The following is a 16897-nucleotide window of genomic DNA, read 5'->3' as shown; positions in this document are numbered from 1 at the left end:
CGAAACTCCTAACGCTTGTGGCCAGTGTCCAGCTTGCGCTCCAGGTGCATGGAGTAGCGGGACATACCGAAACAGAAAACCCAGAACACCAGGGCAGCGAACACGTAGCCCTCGGTGGCCATGCCCAGCCAGGCCGGGTCGGCGGCGGCCTGCTTGACGCTGTTGAGCAGGTCGAACAGGCCGATGATGATCACCAGGCTGGTGTCCTTGAACAGGGCGATGAAGGTGTTGACGATGCCGGGGATCACCAGCTTCAGCGCCTGGGGCAGGATCACCAGCCCCATCGCCCGCCAGTAACCCAGGCCCATGGCCGCAGCCGCCTCGTACTGGCCCTTGGGAATGGCCTGCAGGCCACCGCGAACCACCTCGGCGATGTAGGCCGACTGGAACAGGATCACCCCGATCATCGCCCGCAGCAGCTTGTCGAAGCTCATGCCCTCGGGCAGGAACAACGGCAGCATCACCGAAGACATGAACAGCACGGTGATCAGCGGCACACCACGCCAGAACTCGATGAAGGTCACGCACACCACCTTCACCGCCGGCAGGTTGGAGCGCCGCCCCAGCGCCAGCAGGATGCCCAGCGGCAAGGCACCGACGATACCGACGGTGGCGATCACCAGGGTCAGCATCAGGCCACCCCATTGGCTGGTGGAGACTGTGGCAAGGCCCAGGTAACCACCATGCAGCAATGTGTAGGCCAGCACCGGGTACGACACCAAGAAGCCCAGGCCGTAGGCCACCTTGCGCGGGAAGCGCTTGATGAACAGCGGCGCGGCGCCGAGCACGGCGAGCCAGACGGTCAGATCGACCCGCCAGCGCAGCTCCACCGGGTAGTAGCCATACATGAACTGGCCGAAGCGCTGCTGGATGAACACCCAGCAGGCGCCCTCCTGGGTGCAGTCGGCACGGGTGGTACCGACCCAGTTGGCATCGATGAACGCCCACTGCACCAGCGGTGGCACGATGAGCCAGACCAGGTACAGGGCGAACAGGGTCAACAAGGTGTTGAGCCAGTTGGAGAACAGGTTGGCACGCATCCATGCGAGCGCGCCGACGGTCTTCACCGGTGGCGGCATGTCGGGTTTGAAAACATGGGCTGTCACAGGCGTACCCTCACCGCTCGATCAGCGCGATGCGCTTGTTGTACCAGTTCATCAGCAGCGAAATGCTGAGGCTGATGGCGAGATAGACACTCATGGTGATGGCGATCACCTCGATGGCCTGGCCGGTCTGGTTGAGCACGGTACCGGCGAACAGCGAGACCATCTCCGGGTAGCCGATGCCGGCCGCCAGGGATGAGTTCTTCGCCAGGTTCAGGTACTGGCTGGTCAGCGGCGGCACGATCACCCGCAAGGCCTGGGGGATGATCACCTTGCGCAGGGTCGGCCCCTCGCGCAGGCCCAGCGAACGCGCGGCCTCGGTCTGGCCATGGCTGACCGAGCGGATGCCCGAGCGCACGATCTCGGCGATGAACGCTGCGGTGTAGATGGTCAGCGCCAGGGTCAATGCCAGCAGCTCGGGGATCAGCACCCAGCCGCCGACGAAATTGAAGCCTTTGAGCTGTGGCACCTCCCAGTGCACCGGGCTGCCGAACAGCAGCACGCAGATCCCAGGGATGCCGATGAACATCAAAAGCCCCACCCAGAACTTGTGGAACGGCTCGCCAGTCTCGTCGAACCGCTTGTTGGCCAGGCGCACCATGAGCACGATGGCGAGCACCGCCAGCACCAGCGCCAGCACGAACGGCCAGAAGCCTTCGGCCAAGGTCGCACCGGGCATGTTCAGGCCACGGTTGCTGATGAAGAAGGTGTCGTCGAGGTTGATGCTGCCCCGCGGCCCCGGCAGGGTGAGGAACACGGCGAAATACCAGAACAGGATCTGCAGCAGCGGCGGGATGTTGCGGAAGATTTCCACGTACACGGTCGCCAGCTTGCTGATCATCCAGTTCGGCGACAGCCGCGCCACGCCGATGACGAAGCCCAGCACCGTGGCCAGGATGATGCCGATGAAGGTCACCAGCAGGGTGTTGAGCAGGCCGATGACGAATACCCGGGCATAGCTGTCCGACTCCACATAGGGAATCAGGTGCTGGGCGATGCCGAAGCCCGCACTGCGCTCGAGGAAGTCGAAGCCCGAGGTGATGCCCCGGTGTTGCAGGTTGGCCTGGGTGTTATGGAACAGGTACCAGCCCAGGCCGACCACGAACACCACCGTGACCACCTGGAACAGCCACGCGCGCACACGTGGATCGCTCAGGGAAAGCCCCTTCTGCGCGCCGATTCGATTTTGCATGAAATGCCCCGCAAGGATGGGATCGAACAACCTGCGGCGGCGGGATGCCGCCGCAGGGTGCAGCCATCAGCGCACTGGAGGCGCGTACTGGATGCCGCCGTTGTTCCACAGGGCGTTCATGCCACGGTCGATCTTCAGGTCGGTGCTCTGGCCCAGGTTCTTCTCGAACACTTCGCCATAGTTGCCTACCTGCTTGACGATCTGCACCACCCAGTCTTTGGGCAGCTTCAGGTCCTTGCCGTATTCGCCGTCGGTGCCCAGCAGGCGGGCGACGTCAGGGTTCTTGGTGGACTTGGCCTCGGCTTCGACGTTCTTCGAGGTAATGCCCGCCTCCTCGGCGTTGAGCATGGCGAAGAGCGTCCACTTGACGATGCTGAACCACTCCTCGTCGCCCTTGCGCACCACCGGGCCCAGCGGCTCCTTGGAGATGGTTTCCGGCAGGACCACGTATTCGCTCGGTGCGGCCAGCTTCGAGCGCTGGGCGAACAGCTGCGACTTGTCCGAGGTCAGCACGTCGCAACGGCCGGATTCCAGCGACTTGGCGCTTTCGTCGGAGGTGTCGAAGGTGATGGGGGTGTACTTCAGGCCATTGGCGCGGAAGAAGTCCGAGACGTTCAGCTCGGTGGTGGTACCGGCCTGGATGCAGATGGTCGCGCCATCGAGCTCCTTGGCACTGGAGACGCCCAGTTTCTTGTTGACCAGGAAACCGACGCCGTCGTAGTAGGTGACACCGGCGAACACCAGGCCCATGCCGGCATCGCGCGAACTGGTCCAGGTGGTGTTGCGCGACAGCACGTCGACTTCGCCCGACTGCAGCGCGGTGAAGCGTTCCTTGGCGTTGAGCTGGCTGAACTTGACCTTGGTGGCGTCACCGAACACCGCCGCCGCCACAGCGCGGCATACATCGGCGTCGATACCGACGATCTTGCCGGTGCTATCCGGTACCGAGAAGCCCGGGAGGCCGTCACTCACGCCACACTGGACGAAGCCCTTCTTCTTGACCGCATCGAGGGTGGCGCCGGCCTGGGCGAAACTGGTGGCGCCCAGCGCAGCGGCAGCGGTCAGGACTGCCAGGGTGGTTTTCAACATCTTCATTCACAACCTCCAATCGCTCTTGTTGTAGCGAGCCGGAATTGCACCGCACCCTTATGAGGCGCATCCGACCCTGGTTGGCTTGTTATTGGGTCAATGGCGCAATGAGCTGTTCTGATGACAGCCTTACTCTCCGCACAGGGGTGTTACCGTCGCCGGCCTCTCCCCTCGCATCGGTTGATCCGTAGCAAAGGGCGTACCACAGTCGCGCGCTTAAGCGTTTAAGCGGTCGTCAAGCCGGAAAAGTTGTAGAGTTGCGACATCTTCTTGTGGCATTACCCATGCACGCCTTCTTTTCACGCACAAGAACCTGCGCGTGCGCACACTTTCGGAGCAGCCATGACCAACCCGTTGATCCTCGAACCCCAGAACACCGCCGACGCCTGTGTGATCTGGTTGCACGGCCTGGGGGCCGATCGTTACGACTTCCTACCTGTGGCCGAATTCATGCAGGAGCGCCTGCTCAGCACCCGCTTCGTCATGCCCCAGGCACCCACCCGGCCGGTGACCATCAATGGCGGCTACGCCATGCCCAGTTGGTACGACATCAAGGCCATGACCCCGGCACGCGCGATCGACGAGGTGCAACTGGAGGAGTCGGCCGAGCAGATCATCGGCCTGATCGAAGCGGAACGGGCCAAGGGCATCGACCTGACCCGAATCTTCCTGGCCGGTTTTTCCCAAGGCGGCGCCGTGGTCCTGCACACAGCCTATATAAAGTGGCAAGAGGCGCTGGGTGGCGTGATCGCGCTGTCTACCTACGCCCCGACCTTCAGTGACACCCACCAGCTGAGCGCCTGCCAGCAACGTACCCCAGCCCTGTGCCTGCATGGTGTGCACGACCCGGTGGTGATCCCCTCCATGGGCCGTACCGCCTTCGAATACCTGAACAGCTGGGGTGTCGCCGCCCGCTGGCATGAATACCCGATGGAACACGAAGTGGTGGTCGAGGAACTCGGCGATATCCACGACTGGCTGGGCAAGCAGCTGCAATAAGCAGGGTTCGCCTGTAGTTGTCAGCGCACTCCACTACGCCGCGCCCGGTTCTTGCATTACACTGCCCGGCGTACACTCCTTAACCAGTTGACGAGACGATCGTGCTCAAGGCACTCAAGAAAATATTCGGCAAGCCCGACGCTGCCCCGCAGGCCGTCGCGCCCGTTGCCAACGTGATTACCCCTCCGCCCGCGGCAGAGCCGCCGACAGCGGCCGTGCAACCTGTCGAAACGCCAGCACCGGCAGCCGCCCCGCGCGCAGACAAACCCGCAGCCAAGGACAAGCCGCGCCGCGAGCGCAAGCCAAAGCCCCAGGCCAGCCTGTGGAAGCCGGAAGACTTCGTGGTCGAGCCCCAGGAAGGCAAGACCCGCTTCCATGACTTCAAGCTGTCCAACGAGCTGATGCATGCCATCCACGACCTGGGCTTCCCCTACTGCACACCGATCCAGGCCCAGGTACTGGGCCATACCCTGCGTGGCAAGGACGCTATCGGCCGGGCCCAGACAGGCACCGGCAAGACCGCGGCGTTCCTGATCTCGATCATCTCTCAGCTGCAGCAGACCCCACCGCCCAAAGAGCGCTACATGGGTGAGCCGCGTGCGCTGATCATCGCGCCGACCCGAGAGCTGGTGGTGCAGATCGCCAAGGACGCCATGGCCTTGACCAAGTACAGCGGCCTGAACGTGATGACGTTCGTGGGCGGCATGGACTTCGACAAGCAGCTCAAGGCACTGGAAGCGCGCCATTGCGACATCCTGGTGGCCACCCCGGGCCGCCTGCTGGACTTCCACCAGCGCGGCGAGGTGCACCTGGACATGGTCGAGGTACTGGTGCTGGACGAAGCCGACCGCATGCTCGACATGGGCTTCATCCCGCAGGTGCGCCAGATCATCCGCCAGACCCCACCCAAGAGCGAACGCCAGACGCTGCTGTTTTCGGCCACCTTCACCGATGATGTAATGAACCTGGCCAAGCAGTGGACCACCAATCCGGCCATCGTCGAGATCGAGCCGGAGAACGTGGCCAGCGAAACGGTCGAGCAACACGTCTATGCCGTGGCCTCGAGTGACAAGTACAAGCTGCTGTACAACCTGGTGACCCAGAACAAGTGGGAACGGGTGATGGTCTTCGCCAACCGCAAGGACGAAGTGCGGCGGGTCGAGGAGCGCCTGGTGCGCGACGGCATCAACGCCGCCCAGCTGTCAGGCGACGTGCCGCAGCACAAGCGCATCCGCACCCTGGAAAGCTTCCGTGAAGGCCGCATCGCCGTGCTGGTGGCCACCGACGTGGCCGGCCGCGGCATTCACATCGATGGCATCAGCCACGTGATCAACTTCACCCTGCCGGAAGACCCGGACGACTACGTGCACCGCATCGGCCGCACGGGCCGGGCCGGCACCAATGGCGTGTCGATCAGTTTCGCGGGCGAGGACGACGCCTACCAGCTGCCGGCCATCGAGGAGCTGCTGGGGCGCAAGATCAAGTGCGAAATGCCGCCGGACGAGCTGCTGAAGGCGGTACCGCGCAAGCATCACTGATGCCATACCTTGGGGCACCTTGTGCCCCTTCCCGAACGGTCCGCCCCCCCGGCAAGACCGCTCCCACAGGCACTGCGCCGAGCCGCAGTGCCTGTTCTCTGGGCAACGCCTCGCCCCTCCTCTTTTGCCCCTCCCTTTCTGGTGCTGCGCTGCATCCCAACCTTTTTGCGCCCGCGATATTGTCCAAATAAACAAAAAGTCCATAATGGAAAAAATAGTTTATCTGGAGCTTCGCATGACCGCGCCCCTCGTCGTCGATCAACAACACGCCCGCCAGTTGCTCGCCCAGGTGGATGTCCCGCACATCCTGCGTAACCTGTTCCGAGACCTGGCCAGCGGCCAGGCGGTACAGCCACCCCAACAACTGGTGGAGTTTCCGGCTGGCCGGGGCGACTTCATCAACTATGGCGGCGTGTTGGCCACCGAGGGGGTCTATGGAGTAAAAACCTCGCCCTACATCGTCCGTGACCAAGGCCCCCTGGTCACCGCCTGGACCCTGCTGATGTCCATGGACAACGGTCAACCTCTGATGCTCTGCGACGCCGGTGAACTGACCACCGCACGCACTGCCGCCACCACTGCCGTGGCCATCGACGCGCTGGCCCCAGGCCATGCCCGTCGCCTGACGGTAATCGGCAGCGGCCCGATCGCCCGCGCTCACCTGCACTACGTACGCGGCCTGCGCGACTGGCAGGACATTCGCCTGTATTCCCCCAGCCTGCGCCAGCAGAGCGCGGGGCAACGCGAACAACTGGCCGGCCTCGACAGCCGCCTGCAACTGATGGAAAACCTGGAGCAGGCCCTGGACGATGCCGACGTGATCATGCTCTGCACCTCCTCGGCCGTGCCAGTCATCGACCCACGCACGCTGAGCAAACCTGCGCTGATCACCTCGATCAGCACCAATGCCGTGCGCGCCCATGAAATCCCGCCAGCCTGCCTGGCCGAGATGGATATCTACTGCGATTACCGGGTAACCACCCCCGCCAGCGCGGGCGAAATGCGCATCGCCGCCGAGCAGTTGGGGTGGCAGGCAGACGCGATCGTCGGCGACCTGCCGCAACTGCTCAGTGGCAAGGCCGCCGTGCCCGCCTACCAACGCCATGCCTTCTTCCGCTCCATCGGACTGGGCCTGGAGGACATTGCCCTGGCCAATGCCCTGTACCAGCTGCTGCGCGAAGCCTGAGGAGAACAGCATGCAGACTGCCGACTACATCATCGTGGGCGCGGGTATCGCCGGTGCCTCCACCGGCTACTGGCTCGCGGCCCATGGCCGCGTGCTTGTGCTCGAGCGCGAATCCCAGCCCGGCTATCACTCCACCGGCCGTTCGGCAGCGCTCTACACTGCCGCCTATGGCACGCCGCAGGTACGTGCCCTGACCCTCGCCAGCCGCGCCTTCTTCGATCATCCGCCCAGTGGCTTCGCCGAGCACCCACTGCTCACCCCGCGCGGTGAGATGACCGTGGACTTCAACGGCGACCCCACCGAACTGCAACGCCAGTACCTCAGCGCCAAGGCCTGCGTGCCCGAGTTCGAGCTGCTCGATGCCGACCAGGCCTGCGCCCGTCTGCCAGTGCTGCGTCGGGACAGGATCCATGGCGCCCTCTACGACCCGAGCGCCAGCGACATCGACACCGATGCCCTGCACCAAGGCTACCTGCGGGGCATTCGCCGGCAGCAGGGCGAGGTGCGCAGCGATTGCGAGGTACGACGTGTAGAGCGTGACGCCCAAGGGCTGTGGCAGGTGCATACCAACCACGGCAATTTCAGCGCGCCCGTGCTGATCAACGCCGCGGGCGCCTGGGCGGATCACATCGGGATGTTGGCCGGCGCTCGCCCCCTCGGCCTGCAACCCAAGCGCCGCGCTGCCTTCATCTTCGCCGCCCCCGAGGGCGTCGACTGCCACCACTGGCCGATGCTGGTCAGCCTCGATGAGTCCTTCTACATGAAGCCGGATGCCGGCATGCTCCTTGGCTCTCCCGCCAATGCCGACCCGGTGGAACCGCACGATGTACAGCCCGAAGAGCTCGACATCGCCCTGGGCATCTACCAGATCGAGGAAGCCACCACCCTGCGCATCCGCCGCCCTACCCGCACCTGGGCCGGGCTGCGCAGTTTCGTTGCCGACGGCGATTTGGTCGCCGGTTTCGACCCGCAGGTACCTGGGCTGTTCTGGGTCGCGGGCCAGGGCGGCTACGGCATCCAGACCTCACCCGCCATGGGCCAGGCCAGCGCCGCTCTGGTGCGTGGCGAGGCGCTACCGGAACACCTGCATGGCTTTGGCCTGACGACCGCCATGCTGTCCCCGGCGCGCCTGTCGGGATGACGCGCCGCCGCGATTGCGGCACACTCGCAGCGCCCTGGCCGCAGGGCGCTGACACAACCTGGAGCCTGCCTCAATGCCATCCCCTCGCCCTGACCCGGCCCTGGACAACTACCGTGCCATCGCCGATGCCATCGCCACTCTGTTCTTCCCCCATGCCGAAGTGGTGCTGCACGACCTGCGCACACAGAAGATCGATTACATCGCCAACAACCTGTCCAAGCGCGAGATTGGCGACGATGCGGCCCTGGAAGACATGCTCGAACACGGCACCGATGAAACCAACATCGGCCCCTACGAAAAACTCAACTGGGACGGGCAGAAGATCCGCTCGTTGAGCACCGTATTGCGCGATGCCACAGGCACGCCCCTGGCAATGCTGTGCATCAACCTGAATATCTCGTTGTTCGAGAACGCCAAGGCGGCGTTGGACCTGTTCCTTTCGCCCAGCCGATTGATTCCCCAGCCCGACGCGCTGTTTCGCGACGACTGGCAGGAACGCATCAACACCTTCCTCAACGGCTGGCTGCGCCAACGTCAGTTGAGCCTCAACCTGCTGACCCGCGATCACAAGCGCGAGCTGGTCCTGGCCCTGCATGCCGAGGGCGCCTTCAAGGGCAAGAGCGCGGCCAACTACGTGGCCAACGTGCTGGGAATGGGACGGGCGACGGTGTACAAGCACCTGAAGGAACTCAAGGCCTGAGCGGTTCAGGCGTCCCTTGACGATTGCCGAAGCCCCTACGCGAATGCCTGTCAGTTAAGGCCCCGAATGCAGCCGATAAGGCTTAACTGACTGGCATTACCCCCTACGCACTGTTTCAGTCGCCGTAGATATCCGATTTGAAATACTTGGCTTGGATCTTCTGGTATTCGCCGTTGGCACGAATGGCATCGATGGCGCTATTGAGCTGGCTCACCAATTCGGTGTTGCCTTTGCGCACCGCGATCCCAGCACCTTCACCGACGTACTTGGGGTCCTTCAGCTCCGGCCCTACGAAGGCAAAGTCGGCGCCACGAGGCATCGACAGGAAGTCCTCCAGGGGAATGGTATCGGCAAAAATGGCATCCACACGCCCGGACGCCAGGTCCATGTAGATCTCCTCGTTGTTGCTGTAGCGGTTGACCTTCACCCCCATCGGCTCGAGCACTTCGGTGGCGTAGCGATCGGTGGTGGTGGCACGCTGCACGCCAATGGTCTTGCCCTTGAGGCTCTGGTATTGGTCATCGACGACCGCCCCCTTCTTCATCACCAGACGCGATGACGTGAAGTAGTACTTGTGGGTGAAGTCCACCGATTGCTTGCGCTCTTTGGTGATGGTCATCGACGACAAGGCCGCATCGATCTTCCTGACCTTCAACGAGGGGATCAGCCCATCGAACTCGACTTCGTGCCAGACACACTTGACCTTCATCTGCGTGCACAGGGCATTGCCGATCTCGTAGTCGAAGCCCACGATTTCGCCCTTGTCGTTTTTCGAAGCAAATGGCGGGTAGGCGGCCTCGATACCGATACGCAGGACGTTCTCGGCAGCGTACAGGTTGCTGCCGGCCAACAGGCCCAAGGCCAGACCAGTGATCAGGGTGAGCTTTCTCATGGGGATCTCTCTCGCTCGTTATTGGAGGTGTGGTGCAAGACAGAGGAAAGGTGACAGGCGCAAGGCTGCCTGGAATCATTTTGTACTTATGATTCCATACTGGACTTTTTTGTATAGAAACTCAACTACCACCACAACGTGCGGCGAGGGCGAACGCATCCGGCCCGCCCAGGCCTCGGCAGGTTTACCAGCGGCCGGCGGCGTCCTGATCGCTTTGTCGACCTTCGACCCAACGCGGCCCATCCTGGGTGCTCTCTTTCTTCCAGAACGGCGCCCGGGTCTTGAGGTAGTCCATGATGAAATTGCAGGCATCAAACGCCGCCTGACGGTGGGCGCTGGCCACGCCGACAAAGACGATCGGTTCACCCGGCTCCAGCGCACCGATGCGGTGCAGCACCTCGACCTTGAGCAGCGGCCAGCGCTGCTCGGCCTCGACGACGATCTTGGCCAACGCTTTCTCGGTCATGCCTGGGTAATGCTCGAGGAACATCCCCGCCACTTCCCGGCCGTCGTTGAAATCCCGCACATAGCCGACAAACCCCACCACCGCGCCCACACCGACGTTGGCCGCGTGCATCGCATTGACCTCAAGGCCCGGATCGAAGGCCTGCTCCTGTACTCGAACGCCCATGCTCAACCTCCCGTGACCGGCGGGAAGAACGCCACTTCGTCACCCTCCTCCACCGGCTCGGCCAGCTTGCACAGATCCTGGTTGCGTGCACACATCAGGTTCTGCTCGGCCAGCAACTCGTATTGCCCGCCCTTGGCCACCAAGGCCTGGCGCACGTCGTCAAGGGTCGCGAAGGCCCCTTCGAGCGGCTCGCCATCGACCCCCAGCAATTCACGATAACGGGCGAAATACACCACCTGGACCTTCATCACGCCTCCACCTGGTAATGGCCGCTCTTGCCGCCGAGCTTCTCCAGCAGGCGTACCTGCTCGATCACCATGCCTTTGTCCACGGCCTTGCACATGTCATAGATCGTCAGCGCCGCAACGCTGGCGGCGGTCAGCGCTTCCATTTCCACACCGGTCTGCCCGGCCAGCTTGCAACGGGCAACGATGCGCACCGCATCAGCGCCTTCGGCGGTGAGCTCGACCTTGACACTGGTGAGCATCAAGGGATGGCACAGCGGGATCAGGTCGCTGGTCTTCTTCGCCGCCTGGATACCGGCGATGCGCGCCACGGCGAACACGTCGCCCTTGGGGTGTTCGCCATCGACGATCATCTGCAAGGTCTGCGGCAACATGCGCACCCGCGCCTCGGCCACGGCCTCGCGCGCCGTCACGGCTTTTTCAGTGACGTCGACCATGTTGGCGCGCCCCTGGGAATCGAGATGAGTCAGCACTGCTCTGCTCCTGTGAAGGGAACAAAGAGTGTAAACCTGTAGGTCAGGTTTGAGCAGGGGAATGTGTCGGGCCAGTACGCTTGGCACCTATAGGAGCACACAATGAACAGGCAAAGGCCGGGCGGCGAACCGCCCGGCGGTGGGGTTACAGATGCGACTCGGCGTACTCGGCCAGCACCGAGCGTGGCACGCCCTGCAGGGTGATGTGAACGCCGTGGGGGAAGTCCTTGAAGCGTTCGGTGAGGTACGTAAGGCCAGAGCTGGTGGCCGACAGATAAGGGGTGTCGATCTGCGCCAGGTTGCCCAGGCAGACCACCTTCGACCCGGCCCCGGCACGGGTGATGATGGTTTTCATCTGGTGCGGGGTAAGGTTCTGGCACTCGTCGATCAGGATCAGGCTCTGCTGGAAGCTGCGGCCGCGAATGTAGTTCAGTGACTTGAACTGCAGCGGTACCCGCTCGAGGATGTATTCCACGCTGCCGTGGGTGCTCTCGTCATCCATGTGCAGGGCTTCGAGGTTGTCGGTGATGGCGCCCAGCCAGGGTTCCATCTTCTCGGCCTCGGTGCCCGGCAGGAAGCCGATTTCCTGGTCCAGCCCCTGCACGCTGCGCGTGGCGATGATGCGTCGGTAGCGCTTGCTGACCATGGTCTGTTCGATGGCTGCAGCGAGTGCCAGGATGGTCTTGCCGGAGCCTGCGGCGCCGGTGAGGTTGACCAGGTGGATATCCGGGTCGAGCAGTGCGAACAATGCCAGGCTCTGGTGGATGTCGCGCGGTTTCAGGCCCCAGGCTTCCTGGTGCAGCAAAGGCTCTTGGTGCAGGTCAAGCAACAGCAGCTCGTCTTCACGAATGCCCTTGATCCAGCCGACGAAGCCCTGTTCATCGATGATGAACTCGTTGACGTGCACCGCCGGCAGGTTGTCGGTCAGCTGCACCCGATGCCAGGTACGGCCGCGCTCCTGGCGGGTCTCGACCTTGCTGACCCGGTCCCAGAACGAACCCGTCACCGAGTGGTAGCCCTTGGACAGCAAGGACACGTCATCGACCAGTTGGTCGGTGCTGTAGTCCTCGGCAGCGATGCCACAGGCACGCGCCTTCAGGCGCATGTTGATGTCCTTGGTTACCAGCACGACGTCAAGGTCGGCACGCCGGCTGCGCAGTTCCAGGAGCTGGTTGATGATGATGTTGTCGTTGAGGTTTTCCGGCAGCAGCCGGTTCGGTTCGTTGCGCGGGCTCATCAGGATCGACAGGAAGCCTTTCGGCCCGCCCTTGCCACGCTGGATCGGCACGCCCTGTTCGACATCGCTGGGCGAGGCATCACCGAGGGTCTGGTCGATCAGGCGGATGGCCTGGCGGCATTCGGCGGCGATGGTGTGCTTGCCGGTCTTGAGTTTGTCGAGTTCCTCCAGCACCGTCATCGGAATGGCGACATGGTGCTCCTCGAAGTTGAGCAATGCGTTTGGATCGTGAATCAGGACATTGGTATCGAGCACATACAGGATTGGCTGGGTGGAGGAAGGGTTGCGTCCTTGGTCATCCATACTCGGTCACCTTATGTGAAAGCCACACGGCGCGTAATGCTGCGCCGCAGAGTGACCGCCGTTCTCCCCGTATCCGCGTCGTTACGGGCGGGGAGCGCACCTGGCAAGGAGGGCCTGGATGACGCCACCTGTGCTGCAGGATTCGGCTGTCTGGTTCCTACATACCGCATAAATGATGACCAGAAAAAGTCTTTTTACGTTCAGTTGAAGTTTATTTTTCCGATTGATGTTCGGGGCTTGGCTTGAGGCCGGGACGGGTCTAGAGTCAAAGATCAAGCACGGCGTCAGTGCGCGATATACACCGTGCCTACAGTGGCCCTCTTACTCGCGCCGCCCGTATTCCAGGCAATCCTCCCAGCCGATGCCGCTCTGCGCCGTATTGCGCAACAACCACTCCACTGCCGGCTGCGCCTTGGGTTGGCTGTCGTGCAGCTGGATCACGCCCTTGCGCCACAACAACATCAAGGTCAGCACCCGCTGGGCCGAGGCCTGGGCGCTCAAGGCGCTGTCATCCTGGGCATCGATGTCCCATAACGATACTTGCAGTTTCTGACGCCTCATGAACGCCTCGCCATCGGCCCTGCGCTGCCCATAGGGCGGTCGGAACAGCGGCACGTACTGCTCCGGCAGGTCTGCCTGGACCCGCGCCTGGGCTCGGCGCAGCGAGTCCTGCCAATCCTGCCACTGGGCATGGGAGCGGTATTCCCAGCCCTGGATACCCACGCATTGGCCGTCATAGAGTGTGCCGAGCGAGCCGGCCGCACCAGCGTCGCGTCGCTGTTGCAGGCGGTTGCCGATGACGAAGAACAGGCCGCCAAGCTTCTGCCGGCGCAGGTAGTCGGCCAACACGTCGGTACTGCCGCCTGCCGGGCCAGGGCCACCGACGAAGGTCAGCAGGAACATCCGGTCGTTGAGCTCGTCGCCATTGCGCTCGCGACTGGAAACGCGGTCTATCTCGCTGCTGGTCTGGGGCGACACAGCCGCCTTGCGCAGCTGTTCGTCCAGGTAACGACTATGGAACTGCCGGCTGGGCTCGATCCATGGCACATAGAACTCCCCCACGTCGGCGGCGAAATTGGCAGCCAGGGTGCGCAACTCGGCCATCGAGTCCAGGGGGTAGCAAAACGAAGCATCCTGTTCACAGCTTCGCTGGGCCTGTTGGTAGTTTTCCCACAGCCTCTGCCACATGCGCGCACGCACCGCACGCACCGACGCCAGGTTGACCTGACGCAGCTGCAAACGCGCCGCCAGGCCCGGCTCGTCAAGCAACTCGCTTTCCTGCAGCACTTGGGCGAATGACAGGATCTCGGCACGGGAGGCGACATCGAACAGCGCCGGGCTGTCCAGCTGCTCCGGCCACGAGCTGCGGTCCAGGCTGGCCATAGGTAACGGGGCGGCCTGGGCAGCCAGGCTCAGCAGGGCCGTCAACAGGACGAAGGCAATACGCACGATCGGACTCTCCGCAGCATCATCACGCGCACTATAACGTGGCGCCCGTCGATGGTCCGCGACTATCGGCGCTATAGTTTGGCCTCGCTCTCGCCAACCCGTAGAATCGGCGCCGACGATTCCAGGAGCCGACCCGATGCTGACGGTGATTTCCCCCGCCAAGACCCTCGACTACGACACCCCGCCGGTGACCCAGCGCTTCACCCTGCCCCAGTACCTGGACGACTCCCAGGAGCTGATTACCCAGCTGCGCGAATTCACGCCCGCCCAGATCGCTGAACTGATGCATCTGTCCGACAAGCTCGCCGGCCTCAACGCCGCCCGCTTCGGCAGCTGGACGCCGGATTTCACGCCCGCCAATGCCAAGCAGGCCCTGCTGGCCTTCAAAGGTGACGTGTACACGGGGCTCGATGCCGAAAGCCTCGGCGAAGACGATTTCACCTACGCCCAGGACCATCTGCGCATGCTCTCGGGCCTGTACGGCCTGTTGCGACCACTGGACCTGATGCAGCCTTACCGCCTGGAGATGGGCACCAAGCTGGCCAACGCCCGCGGCAAGGACCTCTACGCCTTCTGGGGCACGCGTATCAGCGAATGGTTGAACCAGGCCTTGGCCGACCAAGGCGATGACGTGCTGCTGAACCTGGCGAGCAACGAGTACTTCAGCGCAGTCAAGCGCAGCGCATTGAAGGCGCGGGTGGTCGATGTCGACTTCAAGGACCTGAAAAACGGCCAGTACAAGATCATCAGCTTCTATGCCAAGAAGGCCCGCGGGATGATGAGCCGCTTCGTGATCCAGGAACGGATCGACACCCCCGAGCAGCTCAAGCGGTTCGATGTGCAGGGGTATTACTACAGTGCCGAGCAGTCGAAGCCGGATCATTTGGTGTTCCTGCGGGATCATCCCTCCGACTGAAATATGCAGGGGCGGATTGAACACCCGCCCCTGGTTCCGTCAGGGTATTGCCTACCTTCCGATACAACTGCGAAGAAGCGATTTGAAACCGTTTCGTCTGCCAGGGACCGAAGTCGCAACCTCCGCCCTGTTGCCCTCCGCTGCAATACGTTTGGGTCTGGCGTCTCGTTGTGCCTCTCGCATTTTCAAAGTTAAATCTCGCACTTGCGAGATACCTTTCTTTCCTACAACCTCACCATAATGAGTCCGAAGCGCTTCAAGTTTATCGATTTCCTTATTCCTCTCGCTGCCTGCCTTACTGTATGCAGCCTTCAAATTGGTTAGGTGTTCGTCGATGCTGAGCTCAAGGTCTTCTCCAGCATCTCTCAGCAAACGTGAGAATATATATTCTTCATAGGCCCGCCCCTGCGCCTCGACCTTTCCGCGCAGGCCATGTTTGCCCAGGAATTCCAGCACGCTCTGAGCCCGCTCGGTAGGGTCCTTTATCTCGTGAAACCTACGGACTTCTTTCACATAATCTTCCGGCGACGACAACATCGTCATACGCAGCATGGGCGGCATGGGCGGCATGGGCGGCATGGGCGGCATGGGCGGCATGGGCGGTATGGACGGGGAGAGGTCTTTTTGCTCATATTTGAAGTTGTGCGGAATGGCACCTTCATGGCCCCCGGGCGTCTTATAATGACCGGTCTCGTTGGTCACTTTCTGATCAGGGTACAGAACGCCGACAAAATGAGGAAACCCATTTTCTGCGGGACGTATACTCAAATGCCGATTTGCTGTGCTTGCATAAATATTGCCATTCCAGATGGCGATGGCCAAACCATCCCCCGGTATGGCATCGCCCTCGCGGTACAGGAAAAAGCCGCTGTCCAGGCTCGTGAGACCGGTAAATATATCGTTCACGAACACGCTGACGGGCGGAATGACCGGCTCGAGGCCTTGCTCATCAATGAATGACAGTGGGTTGTTCCTACACATCCTGAACAAATTGATACTGTCCACCAGCCCCCCGGGATCCGCACTCAGCCAGCGCCCCAATTTTGGCTGGTAATAGCGCCAGCCGTAGTAATACAACCCCGTCGCATCCTGCTCCTTGCCTGAATAGCGCATCGTCCGTTGGGTCAGATTACTCACTTCCTCGGCGGCCTCGTCACGTCCCACCGTACCGCCATAGGGCGCGTATTCCTCTCGGGAAATGAGTGTGCCCGACTCGTCTGTCTCCCCTCCCACGCTGGTCAAATGATCGGTGAAGCGATAGCGCAGATGGACCGTGCCTGTGAGCCGATTCTCCACGACCCGTACGCCGCCCGCTTCGGTGATGACGATGTGCTTCTGCGGCGCATCCTGCCCTGCCAGCCATCGCTGGCGAACCTCGCACCCGCCTGCATAGGTCGTGATCGTGGTCTGCATACCTGCACTGGCCTGCGCTGTATGGACCTTACGAGTGCGGGTGCCGCCGTCGGCGTAGTGATAGCGCTCGCTGTCGTCATCGCCATCAACGCGGCTGACAGGCGTGACCTTGCCGAGCTGGTTGTCGGCCAGCCACTGCAGCGCCCTGCCGTCGGCCAGTTGCTTCTGCAGACCTCCCGCCAGGAAGCCCGTCTCCGGTGTCAGGCTGTGGCCTTTCACCATCGCCCGGTTGCTGCCCTCGGAAATCTGTAGCTCCCGGGTGCGGTTGCCCGCGACACTGACGTGGCGGATCGTCGTCAGGTTGTTGCCGTCGTCGTAGGTGTAGTGCTCGCTGTAAGGCGCCCAGGCGCTGCCCGACGAGGCCTCGGCGCCGTAGTAGCGGGCCACCGG

The 16897-nt window shown here is 62.6% G+C and carries 16 protein-coding genes; 6 read left to right on the top strand and 10 right to left on the bottom strand.

The features are described 5' to 3' along the window. Positions 1 to 8 precede the first annotated feature (8 nt). The 3 genes from ACNFCI_RS13715 to ACNFCI_RS13705 form a co-directional block, all read right to left on the bottom strand. Entirely contained in the window at positions 9 to 1106 is a 1098-nt protein-coding gene (locus ACNFCI_RS13715; protein ID WP_084857217.1) for an amino acid ABC transporter permease, read from the bottom strand. Between the two features lie 10 nt (positions 1107 to 1116). Then, entirely contained in the window at positions 1117 to 2295 is a 1179-nt protein-coding gene (locus ACNFCI_RS13710; protein WP_416768020.1) for an amino acid ABC transporter permease, read from the bottom strand. 66 nt (positions 2296 to 2361) lie between these two features. Continuing rightward, positions 2362 to 3390: an amino acid ABC transporter substrate-binding protein gene (locus ACNFCI_RS13705; protein WP_084857213.1), complete on the bottom strand. Its 1029-nt coding sequence runs from the start codon at positions 3388 to 3390 to the stop codon at positions 2362 to 2364. A gap of 336 nt (positions 3391 to 3726) precedes the next feature. Here ACNFCI_RS13705 and ACNFCI_RS13700 point away from each other — a divergent pair, with 336 nt between their 5' ends. The 5 genes from ACNFCI_RS13700 (at position 3727) to ACNFCI_RS13680 (ending at position 8948) form a co-directional block, all read left to right on the top strand. After that, the gene (locus tag ACNFCI_RS13700; protein WP_084857211.1) at positions 3727 to 4383 is read left to right on the top strand and encodes an alpha/beta hydrolase; all 657 of its coding nucleotides are present in this window, start codon (positions 3727 to 3729) and stop codon (positions 4381 to 4383) included. 101 nt (positions 4384 to 4484) lie between these two features. Then, entirely contained in the window at positions 4485 to 5921 is a 1437-nt protein-coding gene (rhlB, locus tag ACNFCI_RS13695; RefSeq protein WP_084857210.1) for an ATP-dependent RNA helicase RhlB, read from the top strand. Between the two features lie 235 nt (positions 5922 to 6156). Beyond that, positions 6157 to 7107, top strand: a complete 951-nt coding sequence (locus tag ACNFCI_RS13690) for an ornithine cyclodeaminase family protein (RefSeq protein WP_253249340.1) — start codon at positions 6157 to 6159, stop codon at positions 7105 to 7107. Positions 7108 to 7117: 10 nt separating this feature from the next. Then, entirely contained in the window at positions 7118 to 8248 is a 1131-nt protein-coding gene (locus ACNFCI_RS13685) for an NAD(P)/FAD-dependent oxidoreductase (RefSeq protein ID WP_416768019.1), read from the top strand. Between the two features lie 73 nt (positions 8249 to 8321). Further along, the gene (locus ACNFCI_RS13680) at positions 8322 to 8948 is read left to right on the top strand and encodes a helix-turn-helix transcriptional regulator (RefSeq protein WP_084857203.1); all 627 of its coding nucleotides are present in this window, start codon (positions 8322 to 8324) and stop codon (positions 8946 to 8948) included. A 115-nt stretch (positions 8949 to 9063) separates the two neighbouring features. On the opposite strand, the gene ACNFCI_RS13675 is transcribed toward ACNFCI_RS13680, so the two are convergent. The 6 genes from ACNFCI_RS13675 to ACNFCI_RS13650 form a co-directional block, all read right to left on the bottom strand. Beyond that, complete coding sequence (locus ACNFCI_RS13675; protein ID WP_368829351.1) at positions 9064 to 9840, bottom strand: ABC transporter substrate-binding protein; 777 nt, start codon at positions 9838 to 9840, stop codon at positions 9064 to 9066. Between the two features lie 184 nt (positions 9841 to 10024). Beyond that, positions 10025 to 10471, bottom strand: a complete 447-nt coding sequence (gene moaE / locus ACNFCI_RS13670) for a molybdopterin synthase catalytic subunit MoaE (RefSeq protein ID WP_084857199.1) — start codon at positions 10469 to 10471, stop codon at positions 10025 to 10027. Positions 10472 to 10473: 2 nt separating this feature from the next. Next, positions 10474 to 10719, bottom strand: coding sequence for a MoaD/ThiS family protein (locus ACNFCI_RS13665; RefSeq protein ID WP_084857196.1), 246 nt, complete (start codon positions 10717 to 10719; stop codon positions 10474 to 10476). Beyond that, the gene (gene moaC, locus ACNFCI_RS13660; protein ID WP_084857194.1) at positions 10719 to 11189 is read right to left on the bottom strand and encodes a cyclic pyranopterin monophosphate synthase MoaC; all 471 of its coding nucleotides are present in this window, start codon (positions 11187 to 11189) and stop codon (positions 10719 to 10721) included. Before moaC ends, ACNFCI_RS13665 begins: the two co-directional genes overlap by 1 nt. Before the next feature lie 145 nt (positions 11190 to 11334). Then, complete coding sequence (locus tag ACNFCI_RS13655; RefSeq protein WP_084857192.1) at positions 11335 to 12729, bottom strand: PhoH family protein; 1395 nt, start codon at positions 12727 to 12729, stop codon at positions 11335 to 11337. Positions 12730 to 13050: 321 nt separating this feature from the next. Continuing rightward, positions 13051 to 14178 (bottom strand): polysaccharide deacetylase family protein, encoded by a 1128-nt coding sequence (locus ACNFCI_RS13650; RefSeq protein WP_368829352.1) that lies wholly within the window; start codon positions 14176 to 14178, stop codon positions 13051 to 13053. A gap of 136 nt (positions 14179 to 14314) precedes the next feature. Between ACNFCI_RS13650 and yaaA the strand changes: the two genes are divergently transcribed. After that, positions 14315 to 15094, top strand: coding sequence for a peroxide stress protein YaaA (yaaA, locus tag ACNFCI_RS13645; protein ID WP_368829353.1), 780 nt, complete (start codon positions 14315 to 14317; stop codon positions 15092 to 15094). Positions 15095 to 15145: 51 nt separating this feature from the next. On the opposite strand, the gene ACNFCI_RS13640 is transcribed toward yaaA, so the two are convergent. Next, on the bottom strand, positions 15146 to 16897 hold a 1752-nt coding region (locus tag ACNFCI_RS13640; RefSeq protein ID WP_416768018.1), incomplete at its 5' end, for an RHS repeat-associated core domain-containing protein.

The sequence above is a fragment of the Pseudomonas sp. NY15356 genome (genome assembly GCF_048068175.1).
GTDB lineage: Bacteria > Pseudomonadota > Gammaproteobacteria > Pseudomonadales > Pseudomonadaceae > Aquipseudomonas > Aquipseudomonas putida_K.
Note: the sequence above shows the minus strand (reverse complement) of the source record. Positions and strands in the feature narration are given on the sequence as shown.